Here is a 16383-nt window from a genome sequence, read left to right on the forward strand (position 1 = left end):
GTGTCACGCCCTGTCCGCGACGCGCTCGCCCAGGAGGCCCTGGGGCCGGAAGAGGAGCACGAGGATGAGGAGTACGAACGCCCAGACGTCGGCCCAGGACTGGCCGCCGAGCTGCTGCATGCCGGGGATGTCGGCGATGAAGGCGGTGGCGAGGGTTTCGGCGAGGCCGAGGGCGAGCCCGCCGATCATGGCGCCGTAGATGTTGCCGATGCCACCGAGGACGGCCGCGGTGAACGCCTTGAGGCCGAGGATGAAGCCCATGCGGAAGTTGACCTCGCCGTACTTGAGGCCGTAGGCGACGGCTCCGATGGCGGCGAAGGCGGCTCCGAGGGCGAAGGCGACCACGATGATGCGGTCGGTGTTGATGCCCATGAGCTTGGCGGTGTCCGGGTCCTGTGCCGTGGCCTGCATGCCGCGTCCGGTCCGGGTCTTCATCACGAAGTAGCCGAGGACGGCCATGGAGATGGGCGCGGCGGTCAGGAGGAAGACGTCACCGGTCTGGATGGTGATGCTGCCGAGGTGGAAGGGGCCGCCGGGGATCTCGGGGAAGGTGAGGGAGGAGGTGGCTCCCGGGTACCAGGCCCAGACCGCCTGCTGGAGCGCCAGCGATATGCCGATGGCGGTGATGAGGGGGGCCAGGCGTGGGCCCCCGCGCAGGGGCCGGTAGGCGAAGCGTTCGGTTCCGACCGCGATGGTGACGGCGACGATGACCGCGCCGATGATCATGAGTGGCAGGGCGAGCCACATGGTGGTGCCGCCGGGGAGTATCAGCCAGACCGTGAGTGCGCCGAAGCCACCGGTCATGAAGATCTCGCCGTGGGCGAAGTTGATGAGCTGGACGATGCCGTAGACCATCGTGTAGCCAATGGCGACCAGCCCGTACATCGATCCGAGTAGCAGGCCGTTGACCAGCTGTTGCGGCAGTTCGTTCACCGCAGGTCCTCCGAAGTCTTTCGCCGGATGTGACACCGCGCGGGGCGCTTTGTGCAGCGTCCCGCGCGGCCAGGGATGTGATGCGGAGTCGTGATCAGCCGGTGTAGGTGCCGGACTTCACGGGCTTCCAGGCGCCGCCTTCGTACCGGTAGACGGTGAGCTGCTTGTTCGTCGCGTCACCGAACTCGTCGAAGGAGACCTTGCCGGTGACACCCTCGAAGGAGACGCCCTTCATGGCGTCGAGGACCTTGGCGCGGGCGTCGTCGGGCAGCTTGCCGCCGTTGTCGTCGACGACCTTCTTGACGGCCTCGATGATCGACCAGGCGGAGTCGTAGGAGTAGCCGCCGTAGGCCTCGAAGGCGTCCTTGTAGTTGGCCTTCTTGTAGTTCTCGACGAACTCCTTGGCCGAGGGGAGGGTCTCGACCGGGGCGCCGACGGAGGTGGCGAGGTCGCCCACGCCCTCCTTGCCGGACAGCTTGATGAACTCGGCGCTGTAGATGCCGTCGCCGCCGACGAGCGGGATCTTGGCGCCGGAGGCCTTGATCTGCTTGCTCAGCGGGCCGGCCGCGGGGTATTCGCCGCCGTAGTAGACGACGTCGGCACCCGAGTTCTTGATCTTGGTGACGACCGCGGAGAAGTCCTTGGTGTCCGGGTTGACGTGGTCCTCGCCGACGACCTTGCCGCCGAGCTTGGTGAACTCGGCCTTGAAGGTGGCGGCCAGTCCGGCGCCGTAGGTCTTCTTGTCGTCGACAAGGAAGACCTTCTTCTTCTTGGCGTCGTTGAAGAGGTACTGCGCCGCGAAGGGGCCCTGGATGGCGTCCGTGGTCGCGGTGCGGAAGTACGAGGCGTACGGCCGCTTCTTCGTGCCGCCGTTCCAGTCCTGGCCCTGGGTGAGGGCGGGGTTGGTGTTGGCGGGGGAGACCTGGACGAGCTTGGCGTCGTCGAACACCTTCTGCATGGACTCGGCCACGGAGGAGTTCAACGGGCCGACCACGCCGAGGACGTTCTTGTCGGCGACGAGCTTCGTGGCGTTCTGCTGGCCCGAGGAGGGCTGCGCCTGGTCGTCGAGCGCCTCGATCTTGAAGGTGACGCCGTCGACGTACTTCTTCTCGTTGGCCTGCTTGGCGGCGAGGTCCACCGAGTTCTTGATACCGAGGCCCAGGGCGGAGAGGTCGCCGGTCAGCGGGGCGTCCACACCGATGACCACGGTGGTGCCGCCACCTCCGGCGGAGTCCCCACCCTTGTCGTCGCGCGAGCCACAGGCGGTGAGGGACAGTGCTCCGGTCGTGAGCACTGCGGTGAGTATGAGCAACGAACGCTGTCGCACGAAGGGGTCCTTTCCCTGGCGCGGTCTCCTCGGGTCGAGGAGCCGTGTCGAGCGCCGGGCCGTACATGGAGTGGTACAGCCGTGCAGTTGACGCGCCCGGCGGCGCGGTGACTGGCCGTGACTCTAAGCGCAGCCGGGGCGGCTCGGGGAGCGCCATCGGCAGGATGTGACTCTCTTGTTATGCCGTGGCCAAACGTTTCGATGCGTGGCGTTTACACCCTTCGACGATGATCCGGCGTCCCTCTCACATGCCGAGAACGCCCAGTTCCGCTAAGGGGCTTGGGTCGATCTTGGTGCTTACGGGGGCCTCGGGCCACAGGTGCCCGGAAGGGGTCGCCGAGGGTGTCCCGGAGCGCCCGGAGCCCCTCGGTGAGCATGATCATGTTTCGGTCCGTATATTACTCAGCGTAACCGTCGGCGGTCGGCCGTCCGGCTCATCGCCAGGGATGGCCGGTGGGTCCGCCGCTCCGGTGGCGCTCGGCGCACCGCCGGTTCGTCTCCCTCTCGACCACCTTCCGGGCGCCGTCCGCGCCGGTCCGCCGGCGCTCCTCGAGGGCCTCGGCGACGACCGCTTCGAGGATCTCGTTCTGGCCACCGGACAGACCCTTCTGCATGAAGTCCCCTTTCGCCCGCCCGGCCAGCTCTTCGCGTGCCCAGTGTCCGATGAGGGAGACGCAGAGTTCGATAGGTGAAGTGGTGCCGGGCGCGGGCGAATTGGGACGGTCGCCGCCGTGCGGCGGGGAGCCGCACCCGAGGAGCAGGGCGGCGCAGGAGAGCAGGGCGAGCGGCAGGGGGTGTCGTCGCCCGCGGTGCGGTACACCGGGCGTCATCCGGCAGACGTTACGGCGTATCCGGAGCGGCGGGCCAGAGCCCGGGGATGTCAACTGTGAGTGAGCGTCGGGGGGTTGGGAGGGGCCGGTGAGAGTGGTGGGCGCGACGTGAAGCATGTGGGCGCATGCGGTGGTGGTGTCGCGTCCGGGAGCCTCCGGTGTGGGTGCTTTGTCGCGATCAGCCCGGATTGGTGCGGGGCGGGCGGGGCCGGTCGGCTCGCCTCGACGGGTGCCGCCGCTCCACCTCGATGGGGGTCGCTCCGGGCTCCGTACGGCTCGCCGCCGGGGGCTCACGCACGGCCGGACGCGGGGGAGGGGCCGGTTCGTGCCGCGCCCCCGCGGATGCGGCCGGCGGTGGGTGCGTTCCTGGGGTGGCGACGGACAGCGACGGAGCCGGCGACCTCGGCGCCGGGCCCGTCCCGGTCCCTCGGCCTGCGGAAACCCCTCCGGCCGCGCGCCGGGCACCCCCTGGTGGGCGGCGGTCGCGGGCCTCCTGGAGCGTGCGCCCCGGGGGCGCCGGGGCGGGGCGAGGTAAGGGGCGCAGGGTGGGTGCGGGCCTGTTTCCGAGGGCGTTTCACTGCCGGTCGGGGGCAGGTCGCGTGCCGGGGCGGCGCGGAGGGGGTGTCCAAGGGGTGGACACTTTCCGGCGGCCCGGAGGGGGTTGCCGAGCGCCCGGAGGGGGTGCGCGGACGCCCGGAGGGGGATGCCGGGTCGCTGCCGGATGTCCCGTCGAGCACAGGGAAAGGGGCGCTGGTGCGCCTCAGGTGTTACGCCTCGATGCCCCGGCAGGGGGGTCGGCGGGGGCGGGGCCGACCGGGATCGCGGGCCGGCCGGGATCGCGGGCCGGCCGGGCGGAGGTCGTGGAGCGTGAGACGGCCGGGCGGAGGTCGCGGGGCGGGGCGTGGTCGGGTGGGTGGCGGCGGGCCGGCCGGGGTGTCATGCCGCCGGCCGGCGGCCGCTCACCGGTGGGTCGCCGGGACCGGCCCGGGCGACGCCGGACGGCCCTGATCGTCCCGGGTCAGCTCGTGGTGCCGGGGGCCGTCGCTCCGGGGACCGCGTCCGCGTCCTTGGGGGAGACGTCGCGCAGCAGGCAGGTCAGGCGGGCCGTGCAGACCCGCTTGTCCTGCTCGTCGGTGATGACGATCTCGTACGTGGCGGTGGAGCGCCCGCGGTGGACCGGGGTGGCCACGCCGGTCACCAGGCCGCTGCGGACCCCGCGGTGGTGCGTGCAGTTCAGGTCGACCCCCACGGCGATCTTGGAGACGCCGCCGTGGAGCATGGAGCCGACCGAGCCGAGGGTCTCGGCCAGCACGGCGGAGGCGCCGCCGTGCAGCAGCCCGTAGGGCTGGGTGTTGCCCTCGACCGGCATGGTGCCCACGACCCGCTCGGCGGACGCCTCGACGATCTGGACGCCCATGCGGTTGCCGAGGTGCCCGGCGGAGAAGAGGGCGGGCAGGTCCACACCGAGCGAGGCGTACTCGTCGATGACCTCTTGCGGGAACTTCACCTGTGTCTGCTCGCCCATGGGGCCCGGCTCCGATCGTCGTACCGTCGTGTCCCTGCACTGCCGTACTGCCTAAGCAAACGCTCAGGCAGAGGGCGATTGTTCCAGACGCACCACGACGGACTTGCTGGCGGGGGTGTTGCTGACGTCGGCGGTCGAGTCCAGCGGCACCAGGACGTTGGTCTCCGGGTAGTAGGCGGCCGCGCAGCCGCGCGCGGTCGGGTAGTGGACGACGCGGAAGCCGGGCGCGCGGCGCTCGGTGCCGTCCTTCCACTCGCTGACGAGGTCGGTGTACGCGCCGTCGGCGAAGCCGAGCTCCCGGGCGTCCTCGGGGTGGACCAGGACGACCCGGCGGCCTCCCCTGATGCCCCGGTAACGGTCGTCCAGCCCGTAGATCGTGGTGTTGTACTGGTCGTGCGACCGCAGCGTCTGCAGCAGCAGCCGGCCGTCGGGGACCTCGGGGTACTCGACCGGCGCGGCGGTGAAGTTCGCCTTCCCGGTCTTCGTGGGGAAGCGCCGCTCGTCGCGGGGGGCGTGCGGCAGGGCGAAGCCGCCGGGGTTCGCCGCCAGCCTGGCGTTGAAGTCCTCGAACCCGGGCACCACGCGCGCGATGCGGTCGCGGATCGTGGCGTAGTCCCTCTCGAACTCCTCCCACGGCGTGGCGGACGCCCCGCCCAGCACGGCCCGCGCCATGCGGGCCACGATCGCCGGTTCGGACAGCAGGTGCGGGCTCGCCGGCGGCAGGTTGCCCCGGGAGGCGTGGACCAGGCCCATCGAGTCCTCGACGGTCACGAACTGCTTGCCGCTCTCAGTTACGTCCTTGTCGGTGCGGCCCAGCGTGGGCAGGATCAGCGCACGCCTGCCGGTGACCGCGTGCGAGCGGTTCAGCTTGGTCGACACGTGCACGGTGAGCCGGGCGCGCCGCACGGCGGCCTCGGTGACCTCGGTGTCGGGTGTCGCGCCGACGAAGTTGCCGCCCATGGCGAAGAAGACCTTCGCCTTCCCGTCGCGCAGCGCCTGGATGGCGCGGACGACGTCGAGGCCGTGGTGCCGGGGCGAGACGATGCGGAACTCCTTGTCGAGGGCGTCCAGGAAACCGGCCGAGGGGCGCTCGAAGATCCCCATGGTGCGGTCGCCCTGCACGTTGGAGTGGCCGCGCACCGGGCACACCCCGGAGCCGGGGCGGCCGATGTCGCCCCGCAGCAGGAGGAAGTTGACGACCTCGCGGATGGTGGCCACGGAGTGCTTGTGCTGGGTGAGTCCCATGGCCCAGCAGACGATGGTGCGCCGCGAGCCGAGCACCATGCGCAGGGCACTCTCGATCTCGTCGCGCCGCAGACCGGTGGCCGCGAGGGTCTCGTCCCAGTCGGCCGCCCGCGCGGCGGCGGCGAACTCCTCGAACCCGTGCGTGTGCTCACGGACGAAGTCCTCGTCGACCGCGCCCTCGGTCTCCAGGATCAACTTGTTGAGCAGCCGGAACAGGGCCTGGTCGCCCCCGATGCGGATCTGGAGGAACAGGTCGGTGAGGGCGGCGCCCCTGATCATGCCCTGTGGGGTCTGCGGGTTCCTGAACCGCTCCAGGCCGGCCTCGGGCAGCGGGTTCACCGAGATGATCCGCGCGCCCGACGCCTTGGCCTTCTCCAGGGCGGACAGCATCCTCGGGTGGTTCGTGCCCGGGTTCTGCCCCGCCACGACGATCAGGTCGGCCCGGTGCAGGTCGTCCAGGGAGACGCTGCCCTTGCCGATGCCGATGGTCTCCGTGAGCGCCGAGCCGGACGACTCGTGGCACATGTTGGAGCAGTCCGGCAGGTTGTTGGTGCCGAACTCGCGGGCGAAGAGCTGGAGCAGGAAGGCGGCCTCGTTGCTGGTGCGGCCGGAGGTGTAGAAGACGGCCTCGTCGGGGGAGGCGAGCGCCGTCAGCTCCTCCGCGATGATCTCGAAGGCGCGCTCCCAGCTCACCGGCTCGTACCGGTCGGCGCCCTCCGCGGCGTACACGGGCTGGGTGATGCGGCCCTGCTGGCCCAGCCAGTAGCCGCTGCGGGTGGCGAGGTCCGCGATCGGGTGGGCGGCGAGGAACTCCGGCGTGACGCGGCGCAGCGTCGCCTCCTCGGCGACGGCCTTCGCCCCGTTCTCGCAGAACTCCGCGACGTGCCGCTTGTCGCCCTCCGGCCAGGCGCAGCCGGGGCAGTCGAAGCCGTCCTTCTGGTTGACCTTGAGCAGGGTGCGCGCGGTACGGCTCACGCCCATCTGCCGCCGGGACATCCTGAGGGCGTGCCCCACGGCCGGGAGGCCGGCGGCGGCGTGCTGCGGCGGCGTGACCTGCGGCGCGTCCTGGACCGGGTCACCTGCGGGCGGCTTGCTGGCCATCGCGCTCTCCCTTGAGCGGTCGTGTCCGTGGGACGTTCCTCGGTGTACGTCTGTACATCCGTACGTCTCCGATCCTGTCACGCGGCACCGACAGCGGCGGACTCAAGGCTCGCTCGGTCGGGATTGTCAGTGGTCCGTGGCAGGATCGTCCCCGTGGTAGAGACAGCATCGAAGAAGACCGACGACAACCGTCCGCGCCTGCTCCTCATGGACGGGCACTCCCTGGCGTACCGGGCGTTCTTCGCGCTGCCCGCGGAGAACTTCACCACCGCGAGCGGCCAGACGACCAACGCCATCTACGGCTTCGCGTCGATGCTGGCGAACACGCTGCGCGACGAGTCGCCCACACACTTCGCGGTGGCGTTCGACGTGTCGCGCAAGACCTGGCGCTCGGCCGACTTCCCCGAGTACAAGGCGAACCGCTCCAAGACCCCGGACGAGTTCAAGGGGCAGGTGGAGCTGATCGGCGAGCTGCTCGACACCATGAACGCGGACCGGTTCGCGGTCGAGGGCTTCGAGGCCGACGACATCATCGCCACCCTGGCCACCCAGGCGGAGGCGGCGGGCTTCGAGGTGCTGATCGTCACCGGTGACCGTGACTCGTTCCAGCTGGTCTCCGACCACATCACCGTGCTGTACCCCACCAAGGGCGTCTCGGAGCTGACCCGCTTCACCCCGGAGAAGGTCCAGGAGAAGTACGGACTGACCCCCGCCCAGTACCCGGACTTCGCCGCTCTGCGCGGCGACCCGTCGGACAACCTGCCGGGCATCCCCGGTGTCGGTGAGAAGACCGCCACGAAGTGGATCAACCAGTTCGGGTCGTTCGCGGAGCTGGTCGAGCGGGCCGACGAGGTCAAGGGCAAGGTCGGCCAGGCGCTGCGCGACCACCTGGAGTCGGTCAAGCTCAACCGCCACCTCACGGAGCTGGTCCGTGACGTGGAGCTGCCCAAGGCCGTCGCGGACCTGGAGCGCAGGCCGTACGACAGGACGGCGCTGAAGGGCTTCCTGGAGATCCTGGAGATCCGCAACCCCAGCCTGCGGGAGCGTCTGCTCGCGGTCGACCCGGGCGCCGAGGAGGAGGAGGCCCCTGCCCCCGCCGCCGGCGTCGAGCTGGACGGCTCGGTGCTGGGCGCCGGTGAGGTGGCACCCTGGCTGGAGGAGCACGGCCGGCAGCCGCTCGGCGTGGCCACCGTCGCCACCTGGGCGCTGGGCGTGGGCAATGTCGGCGAGGTCGCGCTGGCGGCCGCCGACGGCAAGGCGGCCTGGTTCGACACCACCCAGCTCGACGAGGCCGACGAGAAGGCCTTCGCCGGCTGGCTCGCCGACCCCGGCCGGCCGAAGATCGTGCACAACGCCAAGGACGCGCTGCGGGTCTTCCCCGAGCACGGCTGGCACATCGAGGGCATCACCATGGACACCGCCCTCGCCGCCTACCTGGTCAAGCCGGGCCGCCGGTCCTTCGCGCTGGACGCCCTGTCCGTCGAGTACCTGCACCGCGAGCTGGCGCCCGCCGCGGCCGACGGGCAGCTCGCCTTCGGCACCGACGAGCAGGCCGAGGCCGACGCCCTGATGGCGCAGGCCCGCGCGGTCCTCGACCTGGGTGAGGCGTTCGGCGAGAAGCTGACGGAGGTCGGCGCCACCGAGCTGCTGCACGAGGTGGAGCTGCCGACCTCGCTGCTGCTCGCCCGGATGGAGCGGCACGGCATCTCCGCCGACCGCGCCCACCTGGAGGCGATGGAGCAGCAGTTCGCGGGCGCGGTGCAGCAGGCGGTGAAGGAGGCGCACGCCTCCGTCGGGCACGAGTTCAACCTCGGCTCGCCCAAGCAGCTCCAGGAGGTCCTCTTCGGTGAGCTGAACCTGCCGAAGACGAAGAAGACGAAGACCGGTTACACCACGGACGCCGACGCCCTGGCCTGGCTGGCGGGCCAGACGGAGCACGAGCTGCCGGTCATCATGCTGCGCCACCGCGAGCAGGCCCGGCTGCGCTCCACGGTCGAGGGCCTGATCAAGACGATCGCGGCGGACGGCCGCATCCACACCACGTTCAGCCAGACGGTCGCGGCCACCGGCCGCCTGTCCTCCACCGATCCCAACCTGCAGAACGTGCCGGTCCGCACCGACGAGGGCCGCGCGATCCGGCACGGCTTCGTCGTCGGCGAGGGCTTCGAGTCGCTGATGACGGCCGACTACAGCCAGATCGAGCTGCGGGTCATGGCCCACCTCTCCGAGGACGCGGGCCTGATCGAGGCGTTCACCTCCGGCGAGGACCTCCACACCACCGTCGCCTCCCAGGTGTTCTCGGTGGAGCGGTCCGCCGTCGACGCCGAGATGCGCCGCAAGATCAAGGCCATGTCGTACGGCCTGGCGTACGGCCTGTCCGCCTTCGGGCTCTCCCAGCAGCTGAACATCGAGGCCGGCGAGGCACGTGCCCTGATGGACACCTACTTCGAGCGGTTCGGCGGCGTGCGCGACTACCTGCGCCGGGTCGTCGACGAAGCGCGTGCCACCGGGTACACGGAGACCATGCTCGGCCGCCGCCGGTACCTGCCGGACCTGAACAGCGACAACCGCCAGCGCCGTGAGTCGGCCGAGCGGATGGCGCTCAACGCCCCGATCCAGGGCACCGCCGCCGACATCGTGAAGGTCGCCATGCTCAACGTCGACCGGGCGCTGAGGGAGGCGGGCCTGAACACCCGGATGCTGCTCCAGGTCCACGACGAAATCGTGCTGGAGGTCGCCCCGGGCGAGCGCGAGCGCGTCGAGGAGCTCGTCCGGCACGAGATGTCCACCGCGGTCGAACTGCGCGCCCCGCTGGACGTCTCGGTGGGCGTGGGCCCGGACTGGGACTCGGCGGCGCACTGACGCGACGCCCGCCGCCCCGGACCTCCGCGCCGACGCGGAGGTCCGGGGCGGCGGACCGGCTCCTCAGCGGCCGGACCGCAGCCGCATGCCCGCGCCGTACAGCAGCAGCCCCGCCGCCAGCCCCGCCCCGGCACCGAAACACGCGGTCGGGATGATGTCCAGCGGCGTGTCGACCCGGCCCCAGTACGCGTACCACCGCACGCACCGGTGCACGACCCCCGCCGCCACGCACGTCCCGAGCAGACCGGCGGCCAGCCACCGCCCCCGCCTGTCCAGTACCGGCACCGACGCCGGAGCCGGCCCCGACGCCTCCGGCGGAACCCCCCGCAGCGCGGCGCCCGTGAACCACACCAGCACCACCAGCGCGACGGCGGAACCGCCGTACTGCGCGTACAGATACAGAGGGAATCCCGCCACCACCGTCCCGAGCGCCGGGAACACCTGCGTGCCCCACCGGCCGGCGTGGGTGAACAGGTCCCACACCACGTGCGTCGTCGCCCCGACGACGGCCGAGACGTAGAACCGGGCCGCCAGGGACGCCGGGTTCCGCCCCCGCCAGTTCTCCCCCCGCACCAGCGTGTGCACCCGCCCCTGCCACCGCCCCGGCGCCAGTGCCAGCAGCGGCTCACGGACCATCAGCCACACCGCCACCAGTGCGGCGGCGATCGCGACGTCGACGGTCAGGATCCCCGGCAGGCTGTGCGTGACGTCCCCGAAGAGCATCGCCCCGGGCAGCGCGGTGTCCGCGAAATACGTCATATCGGGCGAAAAGGATCCCATCACCAGCGCCGAGGCGACGAACGGCCCCCGCGCGGTGCCCGATCTCCGTATGCCGGGCAGTACCGCCGCGGCGTGGCTGAGCGTGAATGGCATGGCTGTGTGCCCCCGAATGCGTACCGCCGATCAATGGCGCCCAGTATGCGCGACGTTCGCACACCGGATTCCGGACGACCCGGAGGTGACGAATACGTGAAAACCGGTCAGGTGGCGGTGTGCAGGATCGGCGAGTTGACGTAGGGTCGCCTGAGTCACCGCGCTGGGGAGCGCGAAGGGCCGGCCAACGGGGAGGGACCAGACGAATGGCAGCGCGTATCGGCCGTCGGCTGCGCAAGGGAGCCACCAGCACGGCGGTGGCCGCTGTGGCGGTCGCGGCACTGTCCGCCTCGCAGGGACCGGGGGTGACGGCCGCCGTCGCGGGCGGCGGGACCGACCAGCCGCTCACGGACGCGACACCGCCCTCGCCCGACGGGTCGGCGACCGGCAATTCCCCGTACTACACCGATCTGCCGCCCCTCAACACCCCCGCGCCGCCCGGCGGTTCCACCCAGCCGCCCGTCACGGGCCCCGCGGAGGCGGGCATCCCCGCGACCGTGCTCGCCGCCTACAAGCAGGCCGAGCAGCACCTGAAGGCCGGCGACCCGGGGTGCAACCTCCCCTGGCAGCTCCTCGCCGGCATCGGCAAGGTCGAGTCCGGACAGGCGCGCGGTGGCCGTGTTTCCGCCGACGGCACCACCCTCACGCCGATCCTCGGCCCCGTCCTCAACGGTGTCGGTTTCGCGAACATCTCCGACACCGACGACGGCGCCTACGACGGCGACTCCACGCACGACCGCGCCGTCGGCCCGATGCAGTTCATCCCCTCCACGTGGGCGACCTGGGGGCAGGACGCCAATGGTGACGGCCGCAAGGACCCGAACAACATCTACGACGCCGCCAGGGCCGCCGGCATGTACCTGTGCGCGAACGACCGGGACCTCGCCGTCAAGGCCGACCTGGACAAGGCGATCCTCAGCTACAACCGTTCCACGGAGTACCTCCGCACGGTGCTGACCTGGTTCGAGTACTACCGGAACAACAGCCACCAGGTGCCGGACGGCACGGGTGTCCTGCCGGTCGACCTCAGCGACACCGGCGTCGATCCGAGCCCCCTCCCGACGCCGGCTCCCAGCCCGTCGCTCACGCCCCGGCCCGTCACGCCCGCCCCCTCGCCCTCACCGGGCTCCGGTGGTGGCACGACGACGCCCAAGCCGGCCAAGCCGGGTACCCCGGCCCCCAAGCCGCCGACGCCGACGCCGTCCCCCACGCCCAAGCCGACCCAGCCGCCCACGCCCACGCCCACGCCCACGCCCCCGCCGACGCCTTCGCCTTCGCCGTCCGCGGCCGTCGCACGGCTCAAGGACGCCGGTACCGGACCGCTGACCGCGACCGCCGGCAGCCTGTTCACGGAGCGTCCCGCCGTCAAGGCGCTGAACCTGGCGGGCCGGCCGGTGGCCGGGGTCGGGGTGCGGTTCGCGATCGTCTCGGACACCGACTCCCGCTTCCCGGGCGGCGCCACCACCGTCACCGTCCTCACGGGCGCCGACGGCACCGCCACCGCGCCCGCGCTCCGGGCGGGCGAGCGGACCGGGACGTTCACCGTCCGGGCCACCGTGGCCGGCCGGACCCTCACCCCCGTCGAGTACGGCGCGACCGTCACCGCCCGCCAGGCCGACGCCCTGGCCAGGACGGACGACAAGGAGCTGACGGCCGCGCCCGAGGCGGAGTTCGCGAACCAGGTCCAGGTGAAGGCGACGTACAAGGGGACCGCCGCCCCCGGTGTCGCCCTGACCGCCACCATGGTCAAGGCGGCCGGCGACGCGACCGCCAACGACCAGGGGCCCTTCTTCAAGGACGCGCAGGGCAACCCGGTCCGCACCCTGGAGGGCCTGACGACCGACGCGGACGGCCTGCTGACGCTCCCGAAGATCCACGCGGACGCCCAGGCCGGCACATACCTGCTCCGCCTGACCACCACCGGCGGCGCGACCCTCACCGTCGAGCTCAAGGTCGCCTGACCCGCCGGGCGCCACCCGCCCGTACGACACCGCCCCGCTCCGGCGGGGCGGTGCCAAGGACTGTCCCCGTCGCCGCGGACTCAGCGGCGCGTGTTGGCCCGGCGGGTCGGCACGGCCGCCGCCGGGTCCTCCGGCCACGGATGCCGCGGGTACCGGCCGCGCAGCTCCGCGCGTACCGAGCGGTAGCCGTCGCGCCAGAAGGACGCCAGGTCCGCCGTCACGGCCGCGGGGCGCCCGGCCGGCGACAGCAGGTGCACCAGGACCGGGACGCCCGCTATGGACGGCGACTCGGTCAGACCGAACATCTCCTGGAGCTTCACCGCCAGCACGGGCTGCTCGCCGCCGTACTCGACGCGGATCCGCGACCCGCTCGGGACCTCGATCCGCTCCGGGGCCAGCTCGTCCAGCCGGGCCGCGTCACCGGTGGTCCAGGGCAGCAGTCTCCGCAGCGCCCGGCCCGCGTCGATCCGGCCCAGGTCCGCCCGGCGCGCGGCCCGGGACAGCTCCGGTTCCAGCCACTCATCCGCACGTTCCAGCAGCGCGGCGTCGGAGACGTCCGGCCACGGCGCACCCACCACCCGGTGCAGGAACGCCAGCCGCCGGCGCAGCTCGTCCGCCTCCCGGGACCAGCGAAGCAATCCCGGCCCCTCGCGCCGCAGCCCCTCCGACAGGGCCTCCCGCACGAGTGCGCGGTCCGGATTCCGCAGAGGGCGTACGGCCGTCTCGACGCCGCCCAGCCGCTCCACCGACCGGGCGACCACGTCCCCGTCCTCCCACCGCACCTCGTCACCCGCCACGAGCAGGTGCCGGGCCGCCGCCCGCGCGGTGCCCTCGTCCACCACGGCGGCCAGCCGCACGCGCGCGGAGGCGGCGTGCGAGGACCGGTCCGCGACGGCGACGGCCAGCCACGCCGAGCCCCGCAGCCGGGACTCCGGGGCCAGCTCCGCCCCCGTCCCGGAGGCCATCAGGAACCCGCCGTCACCCCTGGCCCGCGCCACCCGCTCCGGGAAGGCGAGCGCGGCCACCAGACCGGCGGCGGCGTCGTCCCCCGGCGCGACGACGACTCCGGCACCCGCGCCCGCGTCAGCCTCGGCACCCGCACCGGCACCGACCTCCGCCGCGGTGCCCGCCTCCGGCGCGTCCAGCTGGCGGGCCAGGCGCCGCGCCTCCTGCCGCCAGCGCGCCCCGTACGCGTCACCACCCCGCCGCGCCGCGCGCCACGCGCCCGCCAGGTCGTCGCCGTACTCGCGCGGCGGCTCCTCGCTCAGCAGCGCCACCACCTCCGCGGCGCGCCGCGCACCGACCGCCGGCGCCCCGTCGAGCAGCGCCCGCGCCAGCCGCGGGTGCAGGCCCAGGCGGGCCATGATGGCACCCCGCCCGGTCACCCGGCCCGCCGCGTCCACCGCGCCGATCGCCGCCAGCACCGACCGCGCGGCGGCCATCGCGCCGGCGGGCGGCGCGTCCAGCAGCGCCAGGCCCGCCGCGTCCGGGTCGCCCCAGGCGGCGGCCCGCAGCGCGAACCCCGCCAGATCCGCGACCTGGATCTCGGGCGCCGGGAACCGCGGCAGACGCCCGTCCTCCGCCTCCGACCAGCACCGGTACACCACGCCCGGCGCCTCGCGCCCGGCCCGCCCCGCCCGCTGCCGGGCGGACGCCCGGGACACCCGTACCGTCGTCAGCGAACCGAGGCCCCGCGCGTGGTCCACCCGTGGCTCACGGGCCAGCCCCGAGTCCACCACCACCCGTACACCGGGCACCGTCAGCGACGACTCCGCCACCGACGTCGCCAGCACCACCCGCCGCCCGCGGCCGGGCGACAGCACGGCGTCCTGCGCGCCCGCCGACGCCCGCCCGTGCACCTGCAGCACCTCGGCCTCCACGGACGACAGGAGCCCCGCCACGCGCGCGATCTCCCCGACACCGGGCAGGAAGCACAGGACGTCACCCGTCTGCTCCGCCAGCGCCCGCCGCACCACCGACGCCACGTGCGCCGGCAGCGCCGGGTCCACGTACATCCCGTGCGGCGGCCGCACCGTCCCCGACGGCGGGGCCCACACCACCTCCACCGGATGCGCCACGCCCTCGGCCTCCACCACCGGAGCCCCGCCCAGCAACCGGGCCCAGCCCTCCGCGTCGGTCGTCGCCGAAGCGGCCACCAGGCGCAGCTCGGGCCGCAGCGCCGCCCGTACGTCCAGCAGGAACGCGGCGGCGGTGTCCGCGTCCAGGTGCCGCTCATGGCACTCGTCCAGGATCACCACGTCCACCCCGGCCAGCTCCGGGTCCCGCTGGAGCCGCTGGAGCAGCACCCCCGTCGTCACCACCTCGACGACCGTCCCGCGCGAGACGACCCGCTCGCCGCGCACCGTGAAACCCACCCGGCCGCCCACCCGCTCGCCCAGCAGCCACGCCATCCGCCGGGCCGCGGCCCGCGCCGCGATCCGCCGGGGCTCGGCGACCACCACGCGCGCGCCGGCCCCGGCGAGAGCCAGCGGGACCAGGGTGGTCTTGCCCGTCCCCGGCGGCGCGCACAGCACCGCCGACCCGTGCTCGTCCAGTGCCCGCTCCAGGGCGGGCAGGGCGGTACGCACGGGAAGGGCCGACGCCTCCTCGCGCAGGCGCATCAGGCGCGCTCGCACACGAAGATCGCCGTCCCCGGGATCAGGTTCCCGCGCAGCGGGGACCAGCCGCCCCACTCCTGGCTGTTCCAGGCCGGCCACTCGGGCTCCACCAGGTCGACGAGGCGGAACCCGCCCGCGACCACGTCCCGCACCCGGTCCCCGATCGTGCGGTGGTGCTCGACGTACACGGCACGCCCTTCCCCGTCCTGCTCCACATAAGGGGTGCGGTCGAAGTAGGACGCCGAGACCGACAGGCCCTCGGGCCCCGGCTCGTCCGGGAAGGCCCACCGGATCGGATGGGTCACCGAGAACACCCACCGTCCGCCCGGCCGCAGGACCCTGCGCACCTCCCGGAAGACCCGCACCGGATCCGCCACGAACGGCACCGCCCCGTACGCCGAGCACGCCAGGTCGAAGGAACCGTCCCGGAACGGCAGCGCGGCGGCGTCGGCCTCCACCAGGGGCACGTCGTCGCCGATGCGCAGGGCGTGCTGGAGCTGCCGGTGGGACAGGTCGAGCGCCACGGGGCGGGCGCCCCGGGCGGCCAGCCAGCGCGAGCACTGGGCCGCGCCCGCGCCGATCTCAAGGACGTCCAGCCCCGCCACGTCCCCCAGCAGGCCCGCCTCGGCCTCGTCCAGTCCCTCCGGGCCCCAGACGAACCGGTCGTCCCCGAGGAACGCCCCGTGCTCGCTCTGGTACTCGTCCGCGTTCCGGTCCCACCAGCCGCGGCTGGCCCGGCTGCTTTCCTGGTCACCGGCTTGGCGCCGAGTGGCTTCAGGCTCGTACTCTTGGATCATCCCGCCCGCCGTTGTAGGTTGCGCACGGCTCCTGCGGAAGCGGGCAGCCGCGGCCACGATGGCCTTGGCAAACATTAAATGTGCCGGGTATGCGGCGTTCTGCCCCGGGTGTGCGCCTTCGCGCATTGACCGTGTCCGGCCGTCCCCGTATGCTAAAGGTTGCGCTGCGGGCCTGCGCGCCTCAGACGGAGCAGGCCGCGCTCGCATCTGTTGTATGTCCCCTCGGTTGTCGAGGCGCCTCCCCTGGTAGGGATGGGCGCTTCCTTGGCTGTCCGGCTTCTTCAGCTGCGATACGGGCTCTCGGCGTAGCA

Annotated in this window: 10 protein-coding genes; 2 read left to right on the plus strand and 8 right to left on the minus strand. The window is 72.8% G+C overall.

The annotated features are described in order from the left end of the window. Positions 1-3: 3 nt before the first annotated feature. The 5 genes from IE109_RS01890 to IE109_RS01910 form a co-directional block, all read right to left on the minus strand. Positions 4-933 carry a branched-chain amino acid ABC transporter permease gene (locus IE109_RS01890; protein WP_189548621.1) on the minus strand — a complete coding sequence of 310 codons (930 nt, stop codon included), beginning with the start codon at positions 931-933 and terminating at the stop codon, positions 4-6. Between the two features lie 94 nt (positions 934-1027). Beyond that, the gene (locus IE109_RS01895; RefSeq protein WP_189548622.1) at positions 1028-2260 is read right to left on the minus strand and encodes a branched-chain amino acid ABC transporter substrate-binding protein; all 1233 of its coding nucleotides are present in this window, start codon (positions 2258-2260) and stop codon (positions 1028-1030) included. 434 nt (positions 2261-2694) lie between these two features. Continuing rightward, on the minus strand, positions 2695-3090 hold the full coding sequence (locus IE109_RS01900) for a hypothetical protein (protein ID WP_189548623.1): 396 nt from the start codon (positions 3088-3090) through the stop codon (positions 2695-2697). Positions 3091-4108: 1018 nt separating this feature from the next. After that, the gene (locus tag IE109_RS01905; protein ID WP_189548624.1) at positions 4109-4615 is read right to left on the minus strand and encodes a PaaI family thioesterase; all 507 of its coding nucleotides are present in this window, start codon (positions 4613-4615) and stop codon (positions 4109-4111) included. Positions 4616-4678: 63 nt separating this feature from the next. Further along, a complete protein-coding gene (locus tag IE109_RS01910) occupies positions 4679-6961 on the minus strand; it encodes an FdhF/YdeP family oxidoreductase (RefSeq protein ID WP_189548625.1) in 2283 nt (760 codons plus the stop codon). Between the two features lie 207 nt (positions 6962-7168). Between IE109_RS01910 and polA the strand changes: the two genes are divergently transcribed. Beyond that, positions 7169-9823, plus strand: coding sequence for a DNA polymerase I (gene polA / locus IE109_RS01915; protein ID WP_189548836.1), 2655 nt, complete (start codon positions 7169-7171; stop codon positions 9821-9823). A gap of 63 nt (positions 9824-9886) precedes the next feature. Here polA and IE109_RS01920 read toward each other — a convergent pair whose 3' ends face one another. Next, a complete protein-coding gene (locus IE109_RS01920) occupies positions 9887-10696 on the minus strand; it encodes a DUF4184 family protein (RefSeq protein WP_189548626.1) in 810 nt (269 codons plus the stop codon). 206 nt (positions 10697-10902) lie between these two features. On the opposite strand from IE109_RS01920, the gene IE109_RS01925 reads away from it, so the two are divergent. Then, positions 10903-12657, plus strand: a complete 1755-nt coding sequence (locus IE109_RS01925) for a lytic transglycosylase domain-containing protein (RefSeq protein ID WP_189548627.1) — start codon at positions 10903-10905, stop codon at positions 12655-12657. A gap of 80 nt (positions 12658-12737) precedes the next feature. Here IE109_RS01925 and hrpB read toward each other — a convergent pair whose 3' ends face one another. Next, on the minus strand, positions 12738-15278 hold the full coding sequence (gene hrpB / locus IE109_RS01930; protein ID WP_189548837.1) for an ATP-dependent helicase HrpB: 2541 nt from the start codon (positions 15276-15278) through the stop codon (positions 12738-12740). Next, positions 15278-16072, minus strand: coding sequence for a class I SAM-dependent methyltransferase (locus IE109_RS01935; protein WP_189548628.1), 795 nt, complete (start codon positions 16070-16072; stop codon positions 15278-15280). The genes hrpB and IE109_RS01935 overlap by 1 nt, the downstream gene beginning before the upstream one ends. Between the last annotated feature and the right edge of the window lie 311 nt (positions 16073-16383).

The organism is Streptomyces lavendofoliae, assembly GCF_014649735.1.
GTDB lineage: Bacteria > Actinomycetota > Actinomycetes > Streptomycetales > Streptomycetaceae > Streptomyces > Streptomyces lavendofoliae.

Bases quoted from the DNA above. Each gene is read 5' to 3' on its own strand.
- IE109_RS01935 (WP_189548628.1), bottom strand. From the start codon at position 16,072: ATGATCCAAGAGTACGAGCCTGAAGCCACTCGGCGCCAAGCCGGTGAC.
- hrpB (WP_189548837.1), bottom strand. From the start codon at position 15,278: ATGCGCCTGCGCGAGGAGGCGTCGGCCCTTCCCGTGCGTACCGCCCTG.
- polA (WP_189548836.1), top strand. From the start codon at position 7,169: ATGGACGGGCACTCCCTGGCGTACCGGGCGTTCTTCGCGCTGCCCGCG.
- IE109_RS01900 (WP_189548623.1), bottom strand. From the start codon at position 3,090: ATGACGCCCGGTGTACCGCACCGCGGGCGACGACACCCCCTGCCGCTC.
- IE109_RS01925 (WP_189548627.1), top strand. From the start codon at position 10,903: ATGGCAGCGCGTATCGGCCGTCGGCTGCGCAAGGGAGCCACCAGCACG.
- IE109_RS01920 (WP_189548626.1), bottom strand. From the start codon at position 10,696: ATGCCATTCACGCTCAGCCACGCCGCGGCGGTACTGCCCGGCATACGG.
- IE109_RS01905 (WP_189548624.1), bottom strand. From the start codon at position 4,615: ATGGGCGAGCAGACACAGGTGAAGTTCCCGCAAGAGGTCATCGACGAG.
- IE109_RS01910 (WP_189548625.1), bottom strand. From the start codon at position 6,961: ATGGCCAGCAAGCCGCCCGCAGGTGACCCGGTCCAGGACGCGCCGCAG.